16 protein-coding genes are annotated in these 19,058 nt (G+C 61.5%); 7 read left to right on the top strand and 9 right to left on the bottom strand.

What is annotated here, in order from left to right:
* Positions 1-4: 4 nt before the first annotated feature.
* The 4 genes from BLU85_RS09960 to BLU85_RS09945 all read right to left on the bottom strand — a co-directional run bounded on the left by BLU85_RS09960 (position 5) and on the right by BLU85_RS09945 (position 1,988).
* Entirely contained in the window at positions 5-310 is a 306-nt protein-coding gene (locus tag BLU85_RS09960; RefSeq protein WP_092198476.1) for a DUF6482 family protein, read from the bottom strand.
* A complete protein-coding gene (locus BLU85_RS09955) occupies positions 307-846 on the bottom strand; it encodes a DUF3833 domain-containing protein (protein WP_092198473.1) in 540 nt (179 codons plus the stop codon). The genes BLU85_RS09960 and BLU85_RS09955 overlap by 4 nt, the downstream gene beginning before the upstream one ends.
* Positions 791-1,408: a chalcone isomerase family protein gene (locus BLU85_RS09950; protein WP_092198470.1), complete on the bottom strand. Its 618-nt coding sequence runs from the start codon at positions 1,406-1,408 to the stop codon at positions 791-793. Before BLU85_RS09950 ends, BLU85_RS09955 begins: the two co-directional genes overlap by 56 nt.
* 121 nt (positions 1,409-1,529) lie before the next feature.
* On the bottom strand, positions 1,530-1,988 hold the full coding sequence (locus BLU85_RS09945; protein ID WP_092198467.1) for a metallophosphoesterase family protein: 459 nt from the start codon (positions 1,986-1,988) through the stop codon (positions 1,530-1,532).
* Between the two features lie 127 nt (positions 1,989-2,115).
* Here BLU85_RS09945 and BLU85_RS09940 point away from each other — a divergent pair, with 127 nt between their 5' ends.
* The 3 genes from BLU85_RS09940 to BLU85_RS09930 all read left to right on the top strand — a co-directional run bounded on the left by BLU85_RS09940 (position 2,116) and on the right by BLU85_RS09930 (position 7,891).
* A complete protein-coding gene (locus BLU85_RS09940; protein WP_092198464.1) occupies positions 2,116-3,684 on the top strand; it encodes a sensor domain-containing diguanylate cyclase in 1,569 nt (522 codons plus the stop codon).
* Between the two features lie 118 nt (positions 3,685-3,802).
* A complete protein-coding gene (locus BLU85_RS09935) occupies positions 3,803-5,803 on the top strand; it encodes a peptidase U32 family protein (RefSeq protein ID WP_092198461.1) in 2,001 nt (666 codons plus the stop codon).
* Between the two features lie 348 nt (positions 5,804-6,151).
* Positions 6,152-7,891, top strand: a complete 1,740-nt coding sequence (locus BLU85_RS09930; RefSeq protein ID WP_092198458.1) for a dipeptidase — start codon at positions 6,152-6,154, stop codon at positions 7,889-7,891.
* A 207-nt stretch (positions 7,892-8,098) separates the two neighbouring features.
* Here BLU85_RS09930 and BLU85_RS09925 read toward each other — a convergent pair whose 3' ends face one another.
* The 3 genes from BLU85_RS09925 to BLU85_RS09915 form a co-directional block, all read right to left on the bottom strand.
* Positions 8,099-9,283 (bottom strand): porin, encoded by a 1,185-nt coding sequence (locus BLU85_RS09925; protein WP_092198455.1) that lies wholly within the window; start codon positions 9,281-9,283, stop codon positions 8,099-8,101.
* Between the two features lie 390 nt (positions 9,284-9,673).
* Positions 9,674-10,948 carry a glucarate dehydratase family protein gene (locus tag BLU85_RS09920; protein ID WP_092198452.1) on the bottom strand — a complete coding sequence of 425 codons (1,275 nt, stop codon included), beginning with the start codon at positions 10,946-10,948 and terminating at the stop codon, positions 9,674-9,676.
* Complete coding sequence (locus BLU85_RS09915) at positions 10,945-12,360, bottom strand: MFS transporter (protein ID WP_092198449.1); 1,416 nt, start codon at positions 12,358-12,360, stop codon at positions 10,945-10,947. Before BLU85_RS09915 ends, BLU85_RS09920 begins: the two co-directional genes overlap by 4 nt.
* Before the next feature lie 90 nt (positions 12,361-12,450).
* On the opposite strand from BLU85_RS09915, the gene BLU85_RS09910 reads away from it, so the two are divergent.
* Together BLU85_RS09910 and BLU85_RS09905 are read left to right on the top strand one after the other, a co-directional pair.
* Positions 12,451-13,347, top strand: coding sequence for a LysR family transcriptional regulator (locus BLU85_RS09910; protein ID WP_060742062.1), 897 nt, complete (start codon positions 12,451-12,453; stop codon positions 13,345-13,347).
* Positions 13,348-13,547: 200 nt separating this feature from the next.
* The gene (locus tag BLU85_RS09905; protein WP_092198446.1) at positions 13,548-13,982 is read left to right on the top strand and encodes a nuclear transport factor 2 family protein; all 435 of its coding nucleotides are present in this window, start codon (positions 13,548-13,550) and stop codon (positions 13,980-13,982) included.
* A gap of 97 nt (positions 13,983-14,079) precedes the next feature.
* Here BLU85_RS09905 and BLU85_RS09900 read toward each other — a convergent pair whose 3' ends face one another.
* Positions 14,080-15,003: a LysR family transcriptional regulator gene (locus tag BLU85_RS09900; protein WP_092198443.1), complete on the bottom strand. Its 924-nt coding sequence runs from the start codon at positions 15,001-15,003 to the stop codon at positions 14,080-14,082.
* A 128-nt stretch (positions 15,004-15,131) separates the two neighbouring features.
* Here BLU85_RS09900 and BLU85_RS09895 point away from each other — a divergent pair, with 128 nt between their 5' ends.
* Positions 15,132-15,338, top strand: a complete 207-nt coding sequence (locus BLU85_RS09895; protein WP_092172994.1) for a tautomerase family protein — start codon at positions 15,132-15,134, stop codon at positions 15,336-15,338.
* 307 nt (positions 15,339-15,645) lie between these two features.
* Positions 15,646-16,380, top strand: a complete 735-nt coding sequence (locus BLU85_RS09890) for an SDR family NAD(P)-dependent oxidoreductase (RefSeq protein ID WP_092198440.1) — start codon at positions 15,646-15,648, stop codon at positions 16,378-16,380.
* A gap of 387 nt (positions 16,381-16,767) precedes the next feature.
* Here BLU85_RS09890 and BLU85_RS09885 read toward each other — a convergent pair whose 3' ends face one another.
* Positions 16,768-18,909 carry a TonB-dependent siderophore receptor gene (locus tag BLU85_RS09885; protein WP_092198437.1) on the bottom strand — a complete coding sequence of 714 codons (2,142 nt, stop codon included), beginning with the start codon at positions 18,907-18,909 and terminating at the stop codon, positions 16,768-16,770.
* Between the last annotated feature and the right edge of the window lie 149 nt (positions 18,910-19,058).

Below are 19,058 nucleotides of genomic sequence, written 5' to 3'. Positions count from 1 at the left end.
GACGCTACCAGGGTTCGTCCAGAAACAACGGGATGCGCAATGGCTCGACGACGCCCTCACGCTGACCACACATCTCATCATGGACCACCTGTTGCACCAACATGCACGGCAGGCGCGGCACGAAACGCAGCAATGCCCTCAGGTGGGTGGTGGAGCGTACCGGCAACGTCTTGCCCGACTCGTCGAGCAGCCTATGCCATCCGCTGTCCATCCGGGCGCGCAATACGTAGAGCCCGCCTTCCAGGGACAAGAGTTCCAGTTCGTGGATCCGGCCATCAACGGCCAGGTCGGTCAAGTCCTGCAAGGTCATGGCATGCCTGCGGCCTGACGCCGGAAAAACAGGGTCACCTGGCCCAACTCGACACCCAGCTTGCTCATGCTCGAACGGTTGATCAGCGTGTCGTCATCCATCAGGTACATCCAATCATCGAAGGTCACTTCATAGGTCGAACCGTCCACCGGCAGGTTCAATCGATACTGCCAGCGCAGTGCATTGCCGGCCACTTCTCCCCGGGCTTCACCGATCACGTCGTCGGCACGCCCGCGCCAGCGTCCGGCCCCCTCGGGTGTCAACGTCCAGACCCGCCGCTGACGCGTGCCGTCGCTGTAGAGGAAACGCTCATCCAGAATCAATCGATCCCCCTCGTGGTGGCTGGCAATGTCCACCTCGAAACGCTTGATCACTTCACCCGAGCGTTTTTGATAAATGCCCCAGGCCTTGACGGGCTGACTGAAAAAACGCGCCAGGTCCAACCGGGGTTGCTGGTCGGCGTAGCGGTCGACATCGACATTACCGCAACTGGTCAGACCCAACATCACCAGCAACGCCAACATAAAACGGGTCATGGGCGACTCCTGTATCACGTGAAGTTTGAAGCCCAAGTAGCTGACTCCTAAGCTTTTTATCCTTGCTCGCCGGGTCAAGCCAAATGGCGAAGAAGGCTCGGGCGAATGCTGGGTCCATTACCTCGTGGGACAGCTGCCCATTCACATAGAAACGGCAACCGCGCCCCGGCAGGTTGACGCCGGTAATGCGACTTCCCGGCTTTACGTCGACAAAGGCCTGCTGCATGTGACCTCGCCATGCTTCCAGACGCCCGGCGTCCAAGGGCGCGCCCCTGATGCGTTGCATTTCCGCAAGGCTGGTCTCGACCAGGGTTTGCGCGCTGATGGCGCGCCGGTAATCGAGTTCCAAGGCAAACGCCGTTTCAAGGCCGGGCTGCAAGGCTGCGCTCCATAATCGCGCCTGATACACCTCGAACCCGAACCAGGTGAAATCGGCCTGCCCGACCAGCCGTGTGCCCGGCAGTGCGGCCCGCCAATCGGACAAGGCATGGGCGCAATACAGTACAAGCAGGCCAACCATGCATCGGACCAGGCTTTTCCTGAACGCGAACGACCTGATCATGGGCACGCCACCAGTTTCTCGAGGACGCCCCAATAATTGTACAGAGATATGTATTTGTACAGCTTTTCTGTGCCAACGAGAAAAGACGAGGGCTACACGCCTTCAGGCAAGACTCCGCCGGTCATTCCAGTAACTGAACGATCCGCGGCTCGATCAGCCCAGCCTCCACCTCAACCAACGCCAGCGTCACCGGCAGCTTGAAACGCCGCCGGCCAGCGCTGCCGGGGTTGAGGTAAAGCCGTTCGCCGCGCCATTCGATGCTCGGCTTGTGGGAATGGCCGGTAATCACCCACTTCACGGCCGGGTCCAGTGCAGCCTGGACATCGGCGATGTCATGCACCAACAGGACCGGCCAGCCGTCCAGTTCGAATTGCAGGCGATCGGCAAGCTGCCCCGCCCACTCGGCACCCCGGTCGTTATTGCCACGCACCACGTACAACGGAGCGAGGCATGCCAGTTGCGCCAGAATATCGGGGCTGCCGATGTCACCGGCATGAATGATCCGCTCACAGCCTTGCAGCGCGGCAAGCGCTTCGGGGCGTAGCAGGCCGTGGGTATCGGAAATGACACCGACTTTCATGAAACCTTTCTCCCCGATCGTGTGTCGCCGCTCGTACCTGCCTCGTCGCAGTCAGCTAACATGCTGAATTCGAATAGGATAGGCTGCGCCGTGAAAAGTGCGGACCCGTCGTGGAAAGGATACGTCAATGCTCGGACGCAAGCAGCCAGAGCCCAAGATCGAAAGCCCCGATGAGGCCTTCTCCCAGCAAGCCGTGCGGGCAGGAGCGGCATTCCGGCTGACCGTGAGTTTCATGCTCGTGGTCGTCATCGCCTTCCTGGCCGTCGAAGGCTGGCGGGCCTGGCGCGACTACCGCGCCGCTTTTGCGTCTGCCCGGGATTCGGTGACGAACCTGGCGCGGGCGACGGCCCAGCACGCTGAAGATACCATTCGACAAGTGGATGTGGTCACCGCCGCCCTCGCCGAACGGGTGGAGGGCGATGGCCTGCAGAACATGGACATCCCGCGCATCCATAAGCTATTGGTGCAGCAGGCCGCCATCATGCCGCAACTGCACGGGTTGTTTATCTACGGCCCGGACGGCCAATGGCTGGTGACGGACAAGGAAACGATCCCGGAAATGGCGAACAACGCCGACCGCGACTACTTCCAATACCACCGTACCCACGAGGATCAAGGCGTGCGCATCGGTGACGTCGTCAAGAGCCGCTCCACCAACGACTTGATCATTCCCATTTCCCGCCGCCTGAACAACCCTGATGGCTCGTTTGCCGGCGTATTGCTGGGAACCGTGAAGGTCAGCTATTTCGTCGACTACTACGGCGACTTCAAAATCGATGGCAAAGGCGCACTGGTCCTGGCCAAGCGCAGCGGAACGATCCTGGTCCGACGTCCCTTCGTCGCTTCGGTGATTGGCAAGAGCCTCGTCAACAGCGTGATTTTCAGGGAACATTTACCCACCTCCAACCAAGGGGTCGCCGAAGCCAAGGCCGTCGTCGACGACACCGAGCGCCTGTACGGCTACCGGGCCCTGACCACTTATCCGCTGGTGGTGGAAGCCGGCTTGTCCCGCGAATCGATCATCGCGCCCTGGCGCCGCGACCTGTTCAAGACCGGTCTGGTGCTGATTTTCCTGATCGCGATCCTGGTGGGCTTCGGGCTCATCGTGTTGAGCCAGCTGCGCTATCGCATGGCCATGGAGAAGCAGATTCGCAGCGCCCACCAGGCCATGCGCGACATGGCGCTGACCGACAGCCTGACCGGGCTGGGCAACCGCAGGCGGCTGGACATCGCCCTGGCCGATGAGCTCCGCCTGGCCAGGCGCCAGGGTTCGTCCCTGGCCCTGATCATGCTCGACGTCGATTACTTCAAGCGTTTCAACGACAGATACGGCCATGCCGCCGGGGACGATTGCCTGCGGGCGATTGCAGCCGCGCTCGGGCAGACCATCAAAAGGCCGGGCGACCTGGCGGTCCGCTACGGCGGTGAAGAGTTCACCGTGCTGCTGCCAAACACCGACAGCACTGGGGCCATCAAGGTCGCGCAGCAGATCCTCGAAGCGGTCAGGGCCTTGAACATTGAACATGGCGACCATCCCTTGGGCATCGTGACCATCAGCGCGGGCGTCACCACCTGCCAGCCAAGCGGCGAGGACGTTACCCCGGCCATGCTGATCAAGGCCGCAGACGCCTTCTTGTACCTGGCGAAAAACACCGGGCGAAACCGCTGGTGCAGCGCCGACTCGACGCCGGGGTGAACGCCGCGGGAGCGCCGCGCATCGGTCAGGATCGTGCAAAACCAAGTCCACAGGTGCCGGCGAGGCGCCTGGCGGCTACAATGCGCGCTTCGACCGTGACCAGCCTGACTAAAAACAAATGTCCTTGCCCAAACATCATCTGGAATTGCTCAGCCCCGCCCGCGACGTGACCATCGCCCGCGAGGCCATCCTGCATGGCGCCGACGCCGTGTACATCGGTGGCCCGAGTTTCGGCGCGCGTCACAACGCCTGCAACGAGGTGGGCGATATTGCCCGGCTGGTGGAGTTCGCCCACCGCTACCACGCCCGTGTGTTCACGACCATCAACACCATCCTGCACGACAATGAACTGGAGCCGGCCCGCCAGCTGATCCACCAGTTGTACGACGCCGGCGTCGACGCGTTGATCGTCCAGGACCTCGGGGTGATGGAGCTGGATATCCCGCCCATCGAGCTGCACGCCAGCACCCAGACCGACATCCGCACCCTGGCCCGGGCAAAGTTTCTCGACCAGGCCGGTTTCTCGCAACTGGTCCTGGCCCGTGAGCTGAACCTGCAGGAAATCCGCGCCATCGCCGACGAGACCGATGCGGCCATCGAGTTCTTCATCCACGGTGCGCTGTGCGTGGCCTTTTCCGGCCAGTGCAACATCTCCCACGCCCAGAACGGCCGCAGCGCCAACCGTGGCGACTGCTCCCAGGCCTGTCGCCTGCCCTACACCCTCAAGGATGACCAGGGCCGGGTGGTCGCCTATGAAAAACACCTGCTGTCGATGAAAGACAACAACCAGAGCGCCAACATCCGTGCCCTGGTCGAAGCCGGCGTACGTTCGTTCAAGATCGAAGGGCGCTACAAGGACATGGGCTATGTGAAGAACATCACCGCCTATTACCGCCAGCGCCTGGACGATGTCCTCGAAGACCGCCCGGACCTGGCCCGCGCGTCCAGCGGCCGCACCGCGCACTTCTTCGTCCCCGACCCGGACAAGACCTTCCACCGCGGCAGCACCGACTATTTCGTCAGCGAGCGCAAGATCGACATCGGTGCCTTTGATTCGCCAACCTTTACCGGCGTGCCGGTGGGCGTGGTGGAAAAAGTCGGCAAGCGCGACCTGCAAGTGGTGACCTTCGATCCGCTGTCCAACGGCGACGGTCTCAACGTGCTGGTCAAGCGCGAAGTGGTCGGTTTCCGCGCCAACATCGCCGAGCCCAAGGGTGAATTCGAAGAGGACGGCCAGAAGCGCTACCGCTACCGCGTCGAACCCAACGAAATGCCGGCCGGCATGTACCAGCTGCGTCCCAACCACCCGTTGAGCCGCAACCTGGATCACAACTGGCAGCAAGCGTTGCTCAAGACCTCCTCCGAGCGCCGGGTCGGCCTGGCCTGGGTCGCGCGCCTGCGCGAAGAGCGCCTGGAACTGACCGCCACCAGCGAGGAAGGCATCAGCGCCAGCATCGCCCTGGACGGGCCGTTCGGCCTGGCCAACAAGCCGGAACAGGCCCTGGAGCAACTGCACGACCTGCTCGGCCAACTGGGCACCACCGAATACCACGCCACCGCCATCGAGCTGGATGCGCCCCAGGCATTCTTCATTCCCAACTCGCAGCTCAAGGCATTGCGCCGCGAAGTCATCGAAGCCCTGACCGCCGCCCGCATCGAAGCCCACCCACGCGGTGGCCGCAAGGCCGAGACCAGCCCGCCGCCGGTGTACCCGGAGTCGCACCTGTCGTTCCTGGCCAACGTCTACAACCAGAAAGCCCGGGACTTCTATCATCGCCACGGGGTCAAGCTGATCGACGCGGCGTTCGAGGCCCACGAGGAAACCGGTGAAGTGCCGGTGATGATCACCAAGCACTGCCTGCGCTTCTCGTTCAACCTCTGTCCCAAGCAGGCCAAGGGTGTCACCGGCGTGCGCACCAAGGTCGCGCCGATGCAACTGATACACGGCGATGAAGTGCTGACGCTGAAGTTCGACTGCAAACCCTGCGAGATGCATGTGGTCGGCAAGATCAAGGGACACATCCTTGACCTGCCATTGCCCGGCAGCACGGCGCAACCCGTGGTGGGCCATATCAGCCCTGAGGACCTGCTCAAGACCATTTCGCGCGCACCGCATTAAACAACACCCACCCGCTTTCCCTGTGGGAGTGGTATTCACCACAGATACCCTGTGGGAGCGAGCTTGCTCGCGATGGCGTCAACAGGATCAGCATGGATGCAAGCTGACCCACCGCTATCGCGAGCAAGCTCGCTCCCACATTGGGTTACGGGTGTTCACAAAGCGTGTGCCCCGCTCCCACACTGAGTGTCGGCTGGTTGGAATGGATTTTTCATTTCTGCGCCGTTTTCGCTTTTCCGGGCGACAAATTCTGTTCAAGGGCTCCCCCGCCGCGGGTTCGGGGTGTTAGGTTGTAAGTGATTGTTTCATCAACCGACACTTCTCCCCTGCAAAGGAATGCCTGCCAACATGAACTTTCCGTTCAAGCGTCTTGCCGTTGCCACCCTCGTACTGTCCAGCCTGTCGTCATTCGCTATGTCGGCCAACGCCAATATCACCGCACAACAAAGCGCGACCCTCGTCAAAACCTTCTCCGACACTTCCGTCACCGATTTCCGGCAGTTCCTCGCGGAAGTGGCCAAAAGCGACCTCGCCAAAACCGCGAACCTGGGCCCGGCCATCAGCGCCTTCCAGGACAACAAAACCCTGTCGGCTGAACAACAGAACGAAATTCATCGCCTGCTGGGTCTCTACGCCCGGGTGAAATACGGCAAAGCCGCCACCGAGACGCTGAAGGAACTGGTCGCCATCCCGACCTTTCGCAAGGACGGTGTAGCCCAGCACGAGAATCCGGAACTCCTCAAGATCGCCGACAAGATCAAGAGCCTGGCCGAGGCGTTCAAGCTGAACTTCCGCAACATCGACAACCGCGTCTATGAGATTTCCCTCGAAGGCAGCGGTGACGAAGTCGTCGGTATCCATGCCCATGCCGACGTGGTGCCGGTCACGCCGCAAAACTGGGTGTTGAAAGACGGCACCCGCCTCGATCCGTTCAAGGTCACCCTGGTGGGCGACCGCATGTATGGCCGGGGTACCGAGGACGACAAGAACGGCATCGTCGTGGCCCTCTACGCCATGAAGATCATCAAGGAAGAAAAACTGCCACTGGCGCGCAACTTCAAGCTGCTGGTCGACACCACCGAGGAAACCACCGGCGACGCCATTCCCTATTATTTCGAGCGCAACCCGACGCCCAACTACAACCTGGCGCTGGATGGCGGCTACCCGGTGGTGATTGCCGAGAAAGGCTACGGCACCGTCATGGCGAACTTCGCCCGGCGTACGGCACAGGGCAAGGGCGCGCAAATCACCGCATTGACCGGCGGCCTGGCGACCAATCAGATTCCATCGACCTCCGTGGCCACCTTCGCCAGCGACAAGCCTGCCGAACTGGCTGCCGAGCTGCTCAAGGCCGCGACCGACTATGCCAAGCGCAACGGCGGCAATTTCGAAGTGGGCACCCAGGTCGTCGGCAAGGACGTGCAACTGACCTTCACCGGCGTATCCGCCCACTCCTCCGAGCCCGAGTCAGGCGTCAACCCGGTCGCGCGGATGCTGGACTTCATCAATGGCCTGGACGGCAAGGTCGCGCTCAAACACAACCACATCACCGACGCCGCCCGCTACGCCGCCGACAACTGGGGCCTGGACTATCTGGGCAACAAACTGGGGATTGGCTTTTCCGATGCCTTCATGGGCCCGCTGACCGCATCCCTGACCTTCGTCGGGATGGATGAGAAGACCTTCAAACTGGCGGTCAACCTGCGGGTACCGGTCGGCAAGCCCACCGAAGCGATCAAGACTGACATTGCCGACAAGCTGGCCGCCTGGAGCAAGAAATCCCACATTGCGGTGGCTTTCGACTATTCCATCGACGAGCCGATGTACCGCAACCCCGAGGGAGAATGGGTCAAGGCGCTGTTGGCCGTGGCCAGCGAGAACCTGGGCATGGAACACAAATACGGCACCTCCGCCGGCGCCACCTCGGTCCATGACCTGCCCAACGGCGTGCAATTCGGCCTGGCGATGCCCGACGTCAAGTACACCGGCCACAACGACAACGAGTTCAAGACGGTGGAGCAGTTCCTGCTGGACTTGCAGATCGTGACCGAGATGATGGGGCGGATCGGGCAGTTGCCGAAGTTGTAAAACACACACCGCCAGATTGCTCCCACAGGCTTAGCGCTGTGTAGGAACCGTGTAGGAGCTGTCGAGTGCAACGAGGCTGCGATCTTTCCCCAGACACTTGAGTCCCAAGCGAAAGATCAAAAGATCGCAGGCTTCGCCAGCTCCTACAGACCCCAGCGCGAACAAGCTCGCTCCCACAGGGTCATGTGCGCAGCCTGGGGGTCACCCTCACCAGGTAAGCACCGCACCTACTGCAAAGGTGTCGGTGTCTTCGTTCTGGGCACTGGTGTCGTGGCCGTTGATTTCGAACTGGTTGTACTCGGCCACGAGCTTGAGATTGTCGTTGATATCGTGGAACAGCGCGATGCCCCGGGTTTCGTAGTCGGCGCCACTGCCTACCACGCCGTTGCCGTCGTCATCGGTCTTGCCGTAGGACAGCGCCAGGCGGTTCTTGCCCAGCTTGTACGAGCCCTGCAACAGGTAGCCCTTGCTGTCGACATTGCGCAGGGTGGCTTCACCGGCGTTGTTGGTGAAGAACGGGTTGATGCCCTTGGCCTGGAACCCCGAGCCGGTGAGCGACAGACCGCCCATCTTGGCCTGCACGCCATACCCCAGACCTTTGGAAGTCACCGACTCGACGGTGGAATCGGTGTTGTCCGAGGTCTGGTAGCTGCCATTGAGCCAGCTGTAGATCTTCGCCCCGCCCAGGTCGAACTGGTAGGTGATCTCGCTCTCGGTGCGCGGGTTTTCCTGATAGGCCTTGCCGGTAGCGCTGTTGTCGTTGGTGTCCACCGGATCCATGATCCCGACCGCCACCCGCAGCCCGTCCATCACCGGCGTGCGGTAGGTGATCTGCGAGGTCGGGAACGGATACGGATAACCACTGCCGATGTTGCCGAACGAGACGCCACCACCGTCCACCAGCCCCAGGGAGTCGCTGACCTGACCATAACCGGCCAGCAGTTCGTCCAGCAGGATGTTGGAGCGGGCAAACAGGCCGAAGTCCTTGCCGATCAGCACTTCGCCCCACTCCGGATTGGCCACGGTGCCGTAGAACTGGCGCACGTCGATGGCGGTGTCGGTGCCATTGGTTTCACTGTCGTTGATGGTCACCCAGAACGAAGCCCGGGCGCCGAGCTTGAGGTCATCGACCTGCTTGCCCATGTTGAAGCCCAGGTAGTTGGGCAAAAAGCCCATTTTGACCCGCGCCTGCCGACGGTCGTACTGATCACCCGCGCGATCCACGTCGCTGTTGACGTAAAAGGCGTTGATGTAGCCATCGGTGGAAAAGGTGGTTTGGTCCTTGTCGTACAGCATGATTTCAGCGTTGGCCCAAGACGTCAGGCCCAGACTGGAAAGGCCGGCGATGACCGCAGGCAAAAAACGCAGGCAGGTATTCTTATTGTTGTGCATGGCGCGCTCCGCAACAGGGGACGGGATGTCGGAGGCGATTATCGAAAGGCGCCAGGGCGCGTCATACGCTGCCTTGGAGGCAATTGGCGAATGCTTTGGCAGCGCCGGCCCGGCGCGGCAGTTTGGGTGTAAGACGGCGAGGACGAGGGGCGCGACAGCTTGGGTGTAAGACTGCCTTGCCGACGGCTGCGATACTTTGGGTGTGGGCCGGTTGTCCTGCTTATTGTGGGAGCGAGCTTGCTCGCGATGGCGGCGAGTCATTCAACAATGCGGTTGGCTGACACAGCGCTATCGCGAGCAAGCTCGCTCCCACAGGTTTGCACTGTGTTGCTGTTGTGGCGAGGGAGCTTGCTCCCGCTGGCCGGCGCAGCAGGCCCCCTCGCTATCAGCTCAGAACCTCGGCTTGACGGTCTTCCACTCCGGCCGGTAGCGCTGCATCTGCCGCACATCGTCGCGCTGGCGGATGCCGCAACTGAGGAACTGATCATGCAGCTTGCCCAATTGATCCCGGTCCAATTCCAAGCCAAGGCCCGGCGCCCGGGTGATCTTCACGCAGCCGTCGACAATCGGCAGTTTGCCGCCCTTGATCACTTCTTCATCCGGCTCCTGCCACGGGTAATGGGTATCGCAGGCGTAGTCCAGGTTCGGCACCGCGGCCGCCACGTGGGCCATGGCCATGAGGCTGATGCCCAGGTGCGAGTTCGAATGCATCGATACGCCCAGGCCGAAGGTGCTGCACATTTTCGCCAGGGCCTGGGTGTCCCGCAGCCCCCCCCAGTAATGGTGGTCGGCCAAGACGATCTGCACGCTGTCCAGGGCCACGCTGCGGCGGAACTCATCGAAATCGGTGACCACCATATTGGTCGCCAGCGGCAGCCCCGTGCGTTTGTGCAGTTCGGCCATGCCTTCGAGCCCTGGCGTCGGGTCTTCGTAATACTGCAGGTCATCCCCCAGCAACTCAGCCATGCGAATCGAAGTTTCCAGGGACCAGTTGGCATTGGGATCGATGCGCAACGGGTAGCCGGGAAAGGCCTGTTTCAGCGCCTTGATGCAGGCGACTTCATGTTCCGGATCGAGGGCGCCGGCCTTGAGCTTGATGCTCTTGAAGCCATAGTCCTGGATCATCCGCCGGGCCTGGGCGACGATCTGCCGTTCGTTGAGCGCCTCGCCCCAACTGTCGGGCGGGTACGGCGAATCGATGTGCTCGGCGTATTTGAAAAACAGGTAGGCACTGAACGGGATCTCGTCGCGAATCGCGCCGCCCAGCAGGTCCACCAGCGGCACGTTCAGGGAGTGGGCCTGCAAATCCAGGCAGGCCACTTCGAACGCCGAGTAGGCATTGCTCACCGCCTTGCTCGCGTGGGAGCCCGGTGCCAGTTCGGCACCCGCAACGCTGGCCGGTTTCTGCGCGGCGACGGTCGCCTGGACGATGGCCCGCAACTGATTGAGGTTGAACGGGTCCAGGCCGATCAACTGGTTCTGCAACTGCTGCTGGATCGCCAGGGCCGGTGCATCGCCGTAGCTCTCCCCCAGGCCGATATAACCGTTGTCGCTCTCGATCTCGATGATCGAGCGCAGCGCGAACGGCTCATGGATGCCGCTGGCGTTGAGCAAGGGTGGATCGCGAAAAGCGATGGGTGTCACGGTGACGCGTTTGATCTTCATACAGCGGCTCCCGATGGGCCAGGGTTCAAGGCTTGGTTTTTTTCCGGCTGATTGGCTTCGACAACGGTTTCGGGCCGGCCGGACAGTGAGTTCGGGGTATCGCGCTTCGGTGTGGTGCGGGCGAAAAAGATCACCACGGCGGCGACGAGCGAGGTGGCGGCCAACCCATACAGGCCACCCTCGATGGAGCCGGTGGTCTGCTCCAGGAAACCGAAAGCCGTGGGCGCGACGAAGCCGCCGAGGTTGCCGATGGAGTTGATCAGGGCGATCACCGCCGCCGCGATGCGCGCATCCAGGTAACCCTGGGGGATCGGCCAGAACAACGCCGACGCCGCCTTGAAACCAATCGCTGCGAAACAGATCGCCACGAAGGCGAATATCGGCCCGCCGGTGGTGGACATGAACATGCCGAACGCGGCGACCACCAGCGTCACCGCGACCCACGCCTGCTGGAATTTCCATTTGCCGGCCAGGGCCGCGAAGCCGTACATCGCGACGATGGAAATGATCCATGGAATGGAGTTGAGCAAGCCGACCTGGAAGTCCCCCAGGTTGCCCATTTTCTTGATCATGCTCGGTAGCCAGAACGTAGCGCCGTAGATGGTCAGGGCGATGGAGAAGTAGATGAAACAGAACAACGCGATCTGTCGGTCGGCCAGCAACTTGAACATCGACGGCTTGATCACTTGCGCCGCTTCCCGGGCCCGCTGCTCTTCGGCGATGGCGGCGATCAATACGGCTTTCTCTTCAGCCGTCAGCCATTTGGCCTGGCTCGGGTGCGATTGCAGCCAGAACCAGACAAACCCGCACAGCACGATGGAGGCGAAACCTTCGATCAGGAACATCCACTGCCAGCCATGCAGGCCCATCCCGCTGATGTGCAGCAAGGCGCCAGACACCGGGCCGGAAATCACCGAGGCGATGGCCGAACCGCTGAGGAAGATCGCCATCGCCTTGCCGCGCTCGTTGGCGGGCAGCCACTGGGTGAAGTAGTAGATGATGCCGGGAAAGAAGCCCGCCTCCGCCGCGCCGAGAATGAAGCGCAGCACATAGAAGCTGGTTTCACCTTGCACAAAGGCCATGGCCATCGCCGCCGCGCCCCAGGTGAACATGATGCGCGTCAGCCAGGCCCGCGCGCCGTAGCGTTGCAGCAGCATGTTGGACGGGACTTCGAACAGCGCGTAGCCGACGAAGAACAACCCGGCGCCCAGCCCATAGGCGGCAGCGCCGATGCCCAGGTCGGTTTCCATATGGCTGCGCACGAAGCCGATGTTGACCCGGTCGATGTAGTTGACGATGAACATCACCACCACCAACGGCAGTACATGACGTTTGACCTTGGCCGCCGCGAGCGCCAGGGTGCTGTCATGGGTGGAGTCCGTTACGTTATTCAAGGGGTGCCTCCCGATCATTGTTTTTGTGGGGAACGGGACGATGATGGACGCGGTGGATTGTTCCCGTCTAATCTAACTTGGCACTTGATTGATACCTGGATTGAATCAATGTTTGAACTGGCCCAGCTGCGCTGCTTCACCACCGTGGCGACCGAACTCAACTTCCGGCGCGCCGCCGAACGCCTGAACATGACCCAGCCACCGCTGAGCCGGCAGATCCAATTGCTGGAACATCACCTGGGCGTCGAACTGTTCACCCGCAGCACCCGCAGCGTGGCACTCACCGCCGCCGGCCGGGCGTTTTTCATCGAAGCGCAGAACCTGTTGGAACAGGCGCAACAAGCCGCCGTGGCGGCCCGGCGTTTCGCCCAGGGCGACATCGGTTCGGTGACCATCAGCTTCGTCGGCAGCGCAGTGTACGAGTTCTTGCCCAAGGTGATCGCCGAGGCCCGGCTGAAACAGCCCCAGGTCAAGATCGTCCTCGCGGAGATGAACACCTACCAGCAGCACGAAGCCTTGCGGGCACGGCGCATCGACCTGGGGATCGTCCGCTCGCCGCTGCTGGAAACCGGCTATGCCACTGAATGCCTGGTGCGCGAACCCTTCGTGCTGGCGGTCCCGGCCGGGCATCCCCTGGCGACTGCCGACACGGTGAGCGTCCAGGACCTGGACGCCCAGCCGTTCCTCATGTATTCCCACTCCGCCTACCCGCCCTTCAACGAACTGCTCACCGGCATGCTCCGCTCGGCCCGGGTCGCGCCGCAATTCGTGCAATGGCTGGGGTCGTCGCTGACGATCCTGGCCCTGGTCAACGCCGGCATGGGCCTGGCCCTGGTCCCGCGTTGCGCTACCAGCGTGGTGTTCAAGCAGGTGGTGTTCCGCGAGATCGACCTGGGTGAAGGGGTGCAGAGCGAATTGCACCTGGTGTGGCGCGAGGACAACGACAACCCGGCGTTCACCATGTTGCTGGAGGGGATTAGGGGAGCGGTTCGCGAAGGGTTGTGAATGCGCCATCACGGCTAAAGCGTCTCTTGTGGCGAGGGAGCTTGCTCCCTCGCCACAGGGGGCGCGGTCCCCACTGATTTGACGCCTTCAGAAATTAACCGGCGCATCGGCTATTCCCGGCTTCCTCTCCAGGTTGTACGATGACCGACGAGCATGTGACGCTCGTCCTTCTCCGATACAACAAAAACAAGGAACCTCCCATGAAGAAGACCACACTCGCCATCAGCTTCCTGTGCCTGTTCAGCGGTTACGCAGCGGCCGCCACTTCATCCGCCGAGCAGGAAGTGGCCCAGGCCGTCGACCACCTGACCCAGGCCATGCTGCATAAAGACATCCCGCAACTCCAGGCCCTGGCCGCCGAAAACCTGACCTACGGGCACTCCAGCGGCAACATCCAGGATAAGAAAGCCTTCATCGCCGACATCGAAACGGGCAAGAGTGCGTTCAAGACCCTGGAAATGCAAAACCAGAAGATCACCTTGTCCGGGGACACTGCGCTAGTGCGCAATCACTTCTCGGCACAGGCGCTCAAAGGCACGGAAGTGGTACCGACGGAAATCGAGAACTTCCAGATCTGGCAGAAGCAGAAGAATGGCAAGTGGTTGCTGATCGGTCGTCAGGCGTTTCGGTTCTGATGGAGAAATTTTCTGCGCAAAGCGTCCTGTCAACTTGAAGACGCTGTGATTCATTGTGTCGAGGGGATTTATCCCCTCGCCACAGATCACAATCACCTCAATCCGCAGCCCACTGTGCGCGGTGCTGCAACAGGAAATCCACAAATGCCCGCACCCGTTGCGGCACATACCGGCCATGGGGATACAGCAAGGTAAACGGACGCGAGCGCCCCGCAAAAGGCGCAAGTACCTCCACCAATTGCCCATTGGCCAGCTCCTGCTCCACGATGAACTTGTAGGTCTGGAACAAGCCGGCGCCATGTTTGGCCAGCGTCACGCCGCCGAGCACGTCGTCCGAACAGCAATACCCTCCTTCGCCGAATATCTCCTTTTCCTTGCCCTCGACATTGAACAACCAGGAAATCCGTCGCCCGCTGCTGGGCAATTCGAACTGGATGCACTCGTGGTCGTCCAGGTCTTCAAGAACCTGCGGCGTGCCGGCCTTGCGCAGGTAATCCGGAGACGCGACCACCACCAGTTTCGCGTCTTCCAGCAGCCGGGCGATCATCGACGAATCCGGCTGGGCCCGCACCCGGATGGCGAGGTCATAACCTTCAGCGACGAAATCGATATTTCGATTGCTCAGGTGCAGGTCCACGCTGACTTGCGGATACAGCGCCCGAAAGGCCGGCAGCAACGGCAGGATCCGATGATGCCCGTAGGTGGTGGGCAGGCTGATGCGCAGTTGCCCGGACGGCACCGATTGGGCGCCCATCATTTCCTGTTGCGCCTCGACCAGTTGCGTCAGCGCTTGCCGGCATTGTTCGAAATAGGTCTTGCCGGCTTCGGTCAGGCGGATGCTGCGGGTAGTGCGTACGAAAAGCCGTGAGCCCAGGCGCTCTTCCAGGCGAAAGATCGAGCGGCTCACCGCCGCCGGGGTAACCCCCGCCAACTGCGCCGCGGCCGTGAAACTGCCCGCCTCCGCCGCGAGGCAGAACAGTTCTATGCTGCCCAACTGCAGGTCTTCGAAATGCCGCTTCATGATTCGTTACACCGCGTATCAACTGAAGTTTCCAAAGGCCTGTTTATCAGCCCATGGCGTATAAATACAGTGGCCTTGCAACATGCGGGCGTTGTCCTGCGTTCATTTCCCACCAGTTGGAGTGCAACATGCCTTTCGTCAACGTACGAATTACCCGAGATGGCGTCACCCGTGAACAGAAAGCCCAGGTGATTGCCGAAATCACCGAAACCCTCCAGCGCGTGCTGGGCAAGGACCCTCACTTGACCCATATCGTGATCGAGGAAGTGGATACGGATAACTGGGGTTATGCGGGGATGACGACCACCGAGTATCGAAGTCTTCCCAAGGAGTAGCGCTCCACCCTTGCGAGCCCGGTCCGACTGACCGGGCTTTTTTCTGCCTGCCAACCCGACAACATTGTGGGAGCGAGCTTGCTCGCGATGGCGGCGTGTCAGTCAACATCACTCCCGACCGACCTGACGCCATCGCGAGCAAGCTCGCTCCCACAGGGGGGGACGTGTTGCCCTTGTCATTGATTACATGACGTATCAACTCAAGTACCAGAAGCCTTATTTATCAAACCCTGTGGCATCAATACCCTGAGCTCAACCACCGCCATACAGGCGCATCGGTTCCATTCAATGTGATCAGGAGTCAATCATGAGCCTCAATAAAACCGTCATCATCACCGGCGCTTCCAGCGGGATCGGCCTGGGTTTGGTCAAGGCGTTCCTGGCCCGGGGGTATAACGTGGTGGGCAATGCCCGCTCCCCGTCCGGACTGGATGCTGCCGCCGCCCAGCTCGGTCACCCGGCCGGTTTCATGGGTGTGGCCGGCGACATCGCCGACCCGGCCACTTCAACCGCCCTCATCGCCCAAGCTGTCGGGGCATTTGGCGCCGTTGACGGGCTGGTGAACAACGCCGGTTTCTTCCTGCCGAAACCCTTCGTCGAATACAGCCCCCAGGACCTGGACGCGCTGCTGGACACCAACCTCAAGGGCCTCGTCTACGCCAGCCAGGCCGCTGCCGCGCACATGATCGGCCGCCAGCGCGGCTTCATCATCAACATTTCAGCCGCCGTGGCCCTGCAGCCGAACATCCAGGTCCCGGCTGCGCTGCCCGTGTTGATCAAGGGCGGCGTCAACCAGATGACCCGCGCCCTGGCCCTGGAACTGTCGCCCCACAACATCAAGGTCAACGCGGTCGCCCCCGGCATCATCGACACGCCCATGCACGACCCGGCGCACCGCGACTTCCTCGACAACCTGGCCCCGGCCGGGCGCGTGGGCACCATCGAGGAAATTGCCGAAGCCGTGTTGTACCTGGCGGGCGCTGATTTCACGACGGGCGCGATATTGCCGGTGGACGGCGGGATGAGCACCGGCAAGTGGTAGGAAAAACTGTGGGAGCGAGCCAGCTCGCGATGACGTCAACACATCCCACATCGCTGCAAACTGATCCTCCTCTATCGCGAGCAAGCTCGCTCCCACAGAGGATGGGTGGTGACTGCGAAGTCTGTGAACGCCCGGCAAAACTGTGGGAGCGAGCTTGCTCGCGATGACGTCAACACATCCCACATCGCTGCAAACTGATCCTCCGCTATCGCGAGCAAGCTCGCTCCCACAGAGGGTGGGTGGTGACTGCGAAGTCTGTGAACGCCCGGCAAAACTGTGGGAGCGAGCTTGCTCGCGATGGCGGTGTGTCAGTCAACGTCAATCCCGATTGACCCGACGCCATCGCGAGCAAGCTCGCTCCCACCTGGACTGCGACTGCCCGCGACTTCAAAGGGTGTAGGAAATCCCGGCCTGTACCGTCCGCGGTGCACCTGGGTAGGCGTAGACGTTCCCGAAAGCGCCTTCTTCGTAGTCGGCATCGAACAGGTTCTTCAGGTCCAGGTTGAGGCGGATCCGCTCGTTGACCTTGTAGTAGCCGAGCAGGTCCACCACCGTGTAGCTGTCCATGGAGAATGCATTCGCCGCAGTCTGGCCGGCCCGTTCATCCACATACTTGGCGCCCAGCCCCAGGCCCAGCCCTTTGAGGCCGCCCTCCTGGAACTCATAGACGTTCAACAGGCTGAAAGTGTTCTTGGGCACGTTGAGCAAGCGGGTGCCGGACGGGATATTGATGTCCTTGGTCACTTCGGCATCCACATAGGCGTAACCACCGATCAGGCGCCATTGCGGTGTCAGGTTGCCCGCCACGTTCAGGTCAAAGCCACGGCTGCGCACTTCGCCGGCGGCCACGCTGAAGGTGGAATCCACCGGGTCGGTGGTGAGTACGTTGCGTTTTTCGATCTGGTACACCGCCGCATCGACGCTCAACTGACGATCCAAGGCTTCCCACTTGATCCCCATCTCATAGGACTTGCCCTCTTCCGGCTTGAACCCGCCACCTGCGCGACTGGCACCGTTGTTGGGCTTGAACGAGCGTGCGGTATTGGCATAGACCGCCACGGTGTCGGTCAGGTCGTAGATCATACCCAGGCGCGGGGTGACGGCGCTGTCGGTGACGTCCCAGTTGCGACTACCAGGCGGGTTCTGGGGGACGAAACTCTCATACTGATGCTCGAATCGCTCAAACCGCGCCCCCGCCAGCAACTTCAAACGCTCCGTCAGCGCCACCTGATCCTGGACGAACACGCCAAACGTCTTGAGGTTCTCCTGGTCATCGGTGGGCGTACGCGTCAAAGCCGGGCGTGGCTGGCCATACACCGGGTCGAAGATATCGATCGGGTAGGCACCGGTGCCCGCGGCGGAACGCTGGATGATGGACTGGTAGTCGTAGTCTTCATACTCGACGCCCGTCAACAACGTGTGCTCGAACCCGCCCGTGGAAAAATGCCCGGTGAGGTTGAGTTGGGTGTCCCGATCGGTCCACTCCAATTTGCGGTAGTTGAAGTTACGCCCCAGGGTGCGGCCATCGGCGGCGATACCGTTGCCCTCGATGGCATTGCCCTGCAAGGTGCCGTCGAGCCACTGGGTACCGCCAGCCAGGGTCCAGTCGTCGTTGAGCATGTGCTCGAAACGCACCTGCAGCATGTTGTTGTCGTTGTGCAGCTTGCCGGCATCCTTCTCGCCGAAGAAGGTATCGCGCGAGGCGGTGCCGCGCTGGCCGGCGTAATGGGTCAGCCCACGATCCAGCGGCGCATTGTTGCGCATGAAATCACCTTCGAAAATCAGGCGCGTGGTGTCGTTGACCTGCCAGGCGACCACCGGCGCGACGCCGTAGCGCTCGGTCTCGACGTGGTCGCGGAATGTATCGCCGCCCTCGCCGATCACGTTCAGGCGATAAGCCAGGCGCCCTTCTTCGTCCAATGGGCCGGACGCATCCAGCGTACCGCGACGCATCCCCTGGTCGCTGACCTGGCTGCCCAGGGTCACCGTGCGCTCGGCCAACGGCTGCTTGGACACCACGTTGAAGGTACCGCCCGGATCGCCACGGCCATAGAGCATGGTGGCCGGGCCGCGCAGGACCTCCAGCCGCTCGATGGTGTTGGCGTCCGGCATGTTCGGGTAGCCACGGTTGATCGGGAAACCGTTGCGGTAGAACTCCCCGGTGGTGAAACCGCGCACAGTAAAGGTGGTCAGGCCCTGGCCGCCAAAATTGTTCGCCCGGCCCACGCCGCCGGCGTAATCGAGGGCATCCTGCAAGCGTGTGGCGCTCAGGTCTTCGACCACATCGCGGGACACGACGGAAATGGATTGCGGGGTTTCATGGATCGCCGTGTCGGTACGGGTGGCACTGGCCGAACGGGTGGCGTGATAGCCCTTCACCGGTCCCTGTGCCGATTCATAGTCGGCATTACCGACGATATCCGTGGCTTGCAACTCAAGGGAAGCCGGCTTGGCAGGGACCGGCTGTTCGGCCCAGGTGGAAACGGAATAAGCCTGGAGCACACACAGTGAAACGAGAATCCGACGCATCGATGCACAATCCTAATGGAAAAAAGCCTCCACATCGGGAGGCTGACAAGAATGTGTCGCGAAAGATACAGCAACTCATTGCTGTTTGATATTTATTCCCATTAACGCTGATATTTTTTGTGACTGATCAGTCCGTCATCGCGAGCAAG

The sequence above is a fragment of the Pseudomonas sp. NFACC14 genome (assembly GCF_900106885.1).
Lineage (GTDB): Bacteria > Pseudomonadota > Gammaproteobacteria > Pseudomonadales > Pseudomonadaceae > Aquipseudomonas > Aquipseudomonas fluorescens_AA.
The sequence above is the reverse complement of the archived record's forward strand: the minus strand, read 5'-3'. Positions and strand labels throughout refer to the sequence as shown.

Coding starts and splice junctions, on each gene's coding strand:
- BLU85_RS09925 (WP_092198455.1), bottom strand. CDS start 9,283: ATGCACAACAATAAGAATACCTGCCTGCGTTTTTTGCCTGCGGTCATC.
- BLU85_RS09920 (WP_092198452.1), bottom strand. CDS start 10,948: ATGAAGATCAAACGCGTCACCGTGACACCCATCGCTTTTCGCGATCCA.
- BLU85_RS09950 (WP_092198470.1), bottom strand. CDS start 1,408: ATGATCAGGTCGTTCGCGTTCAGGAAAAGCCTGGTCCGATGCATGGTT.
- BLU85_RS09940 (WP_092198464.1), top strand. CDS start 2,116: ATGCTCGGACGCAAGCAGCCAGAGCCCAAGATCGAAAGCCCCGATGAG.
- BLU85_RS09955 (WP_092198473.1), bottom strand. CDS start 846: ATGACCCGTTTTATGTTGGCGTTGCTGGTGATGTTGGGTCTGACCAGT.
- BLU85_RS09885 (WP_092198437.1), bottom strand. CDS start 18,909: ATGCGTCGGATTCTCGTTTCACTGTGTGTGCTCCAGGCTTATTCCGTT.
- BLU85_RS09900 (WP_092198443.1), bottom strand. CDS start 15,003: ATGAAGCGGCATTTCGAAGACCTGCAGTTGGGCAGCATAGAACTGTTC.
- BLU85_RS09945 (WP_092198467.1), bottom strand. CDS start 1,988: ATGAAAGTCGGTGTCATTTCCGATACCCACGGCCTGCTACGCCCCGAA.
- BLU85_RS09915 (WP_092198449.1), bottom strand. CDS start 12,360: ATGATCGGGAGGCACCCCTTGAATAACGTAACGGACTCCACCCATGAC.
- BLU85_RS09890 (WP_092198440.1), top strand. CDS start 15,646: ATGAGCCTCAATAAAACCGTCATCATCACCGGCGCTTCCAGCGGGATC.
- BLU85_RS09930 (WP_092198458.1), top strand. CDS start 6,152: ATGAACTTTCCGTTCAAGCGTCTTGCCGTTGCCACCCTCGTACTGTCC.
- BLU85_RS09905 (WP_092198446.1), top strand. CDS start 13,548: ATGAAGAAGACCACACTCGCCATCAGCTTCCTGTGCCTGTTCAGCGGT.
- BLU85_RS09935 (WP_092198461.1), top strand. CDS start 3,803: ATGTCCTTGCCCAAACATCATCTGGAATTGCTCAGCCCCGCCCGCGAC.
- BLU85_RS09960 (WP_092198476.1), bottom strand. CDS start 310: ATGACCTTGCAGGACTTGACCGACCTGGCCGTTGATGGCCGGATCCAC.
- BLU85_RS09910 (WP_060742062.1), top strand. CDS start 12,451: ATGTTTGAACTGGCCCAGCTGCGCTGCTTCACCACCGTGGCGACCGAA.
- BLU85_RS09895 (WP_092172994.1), top strand. CDS start 15,132: ATGCCTTTCGTCAACGTACGAATTACCCGAGATGGCGTCACCCGTGAA.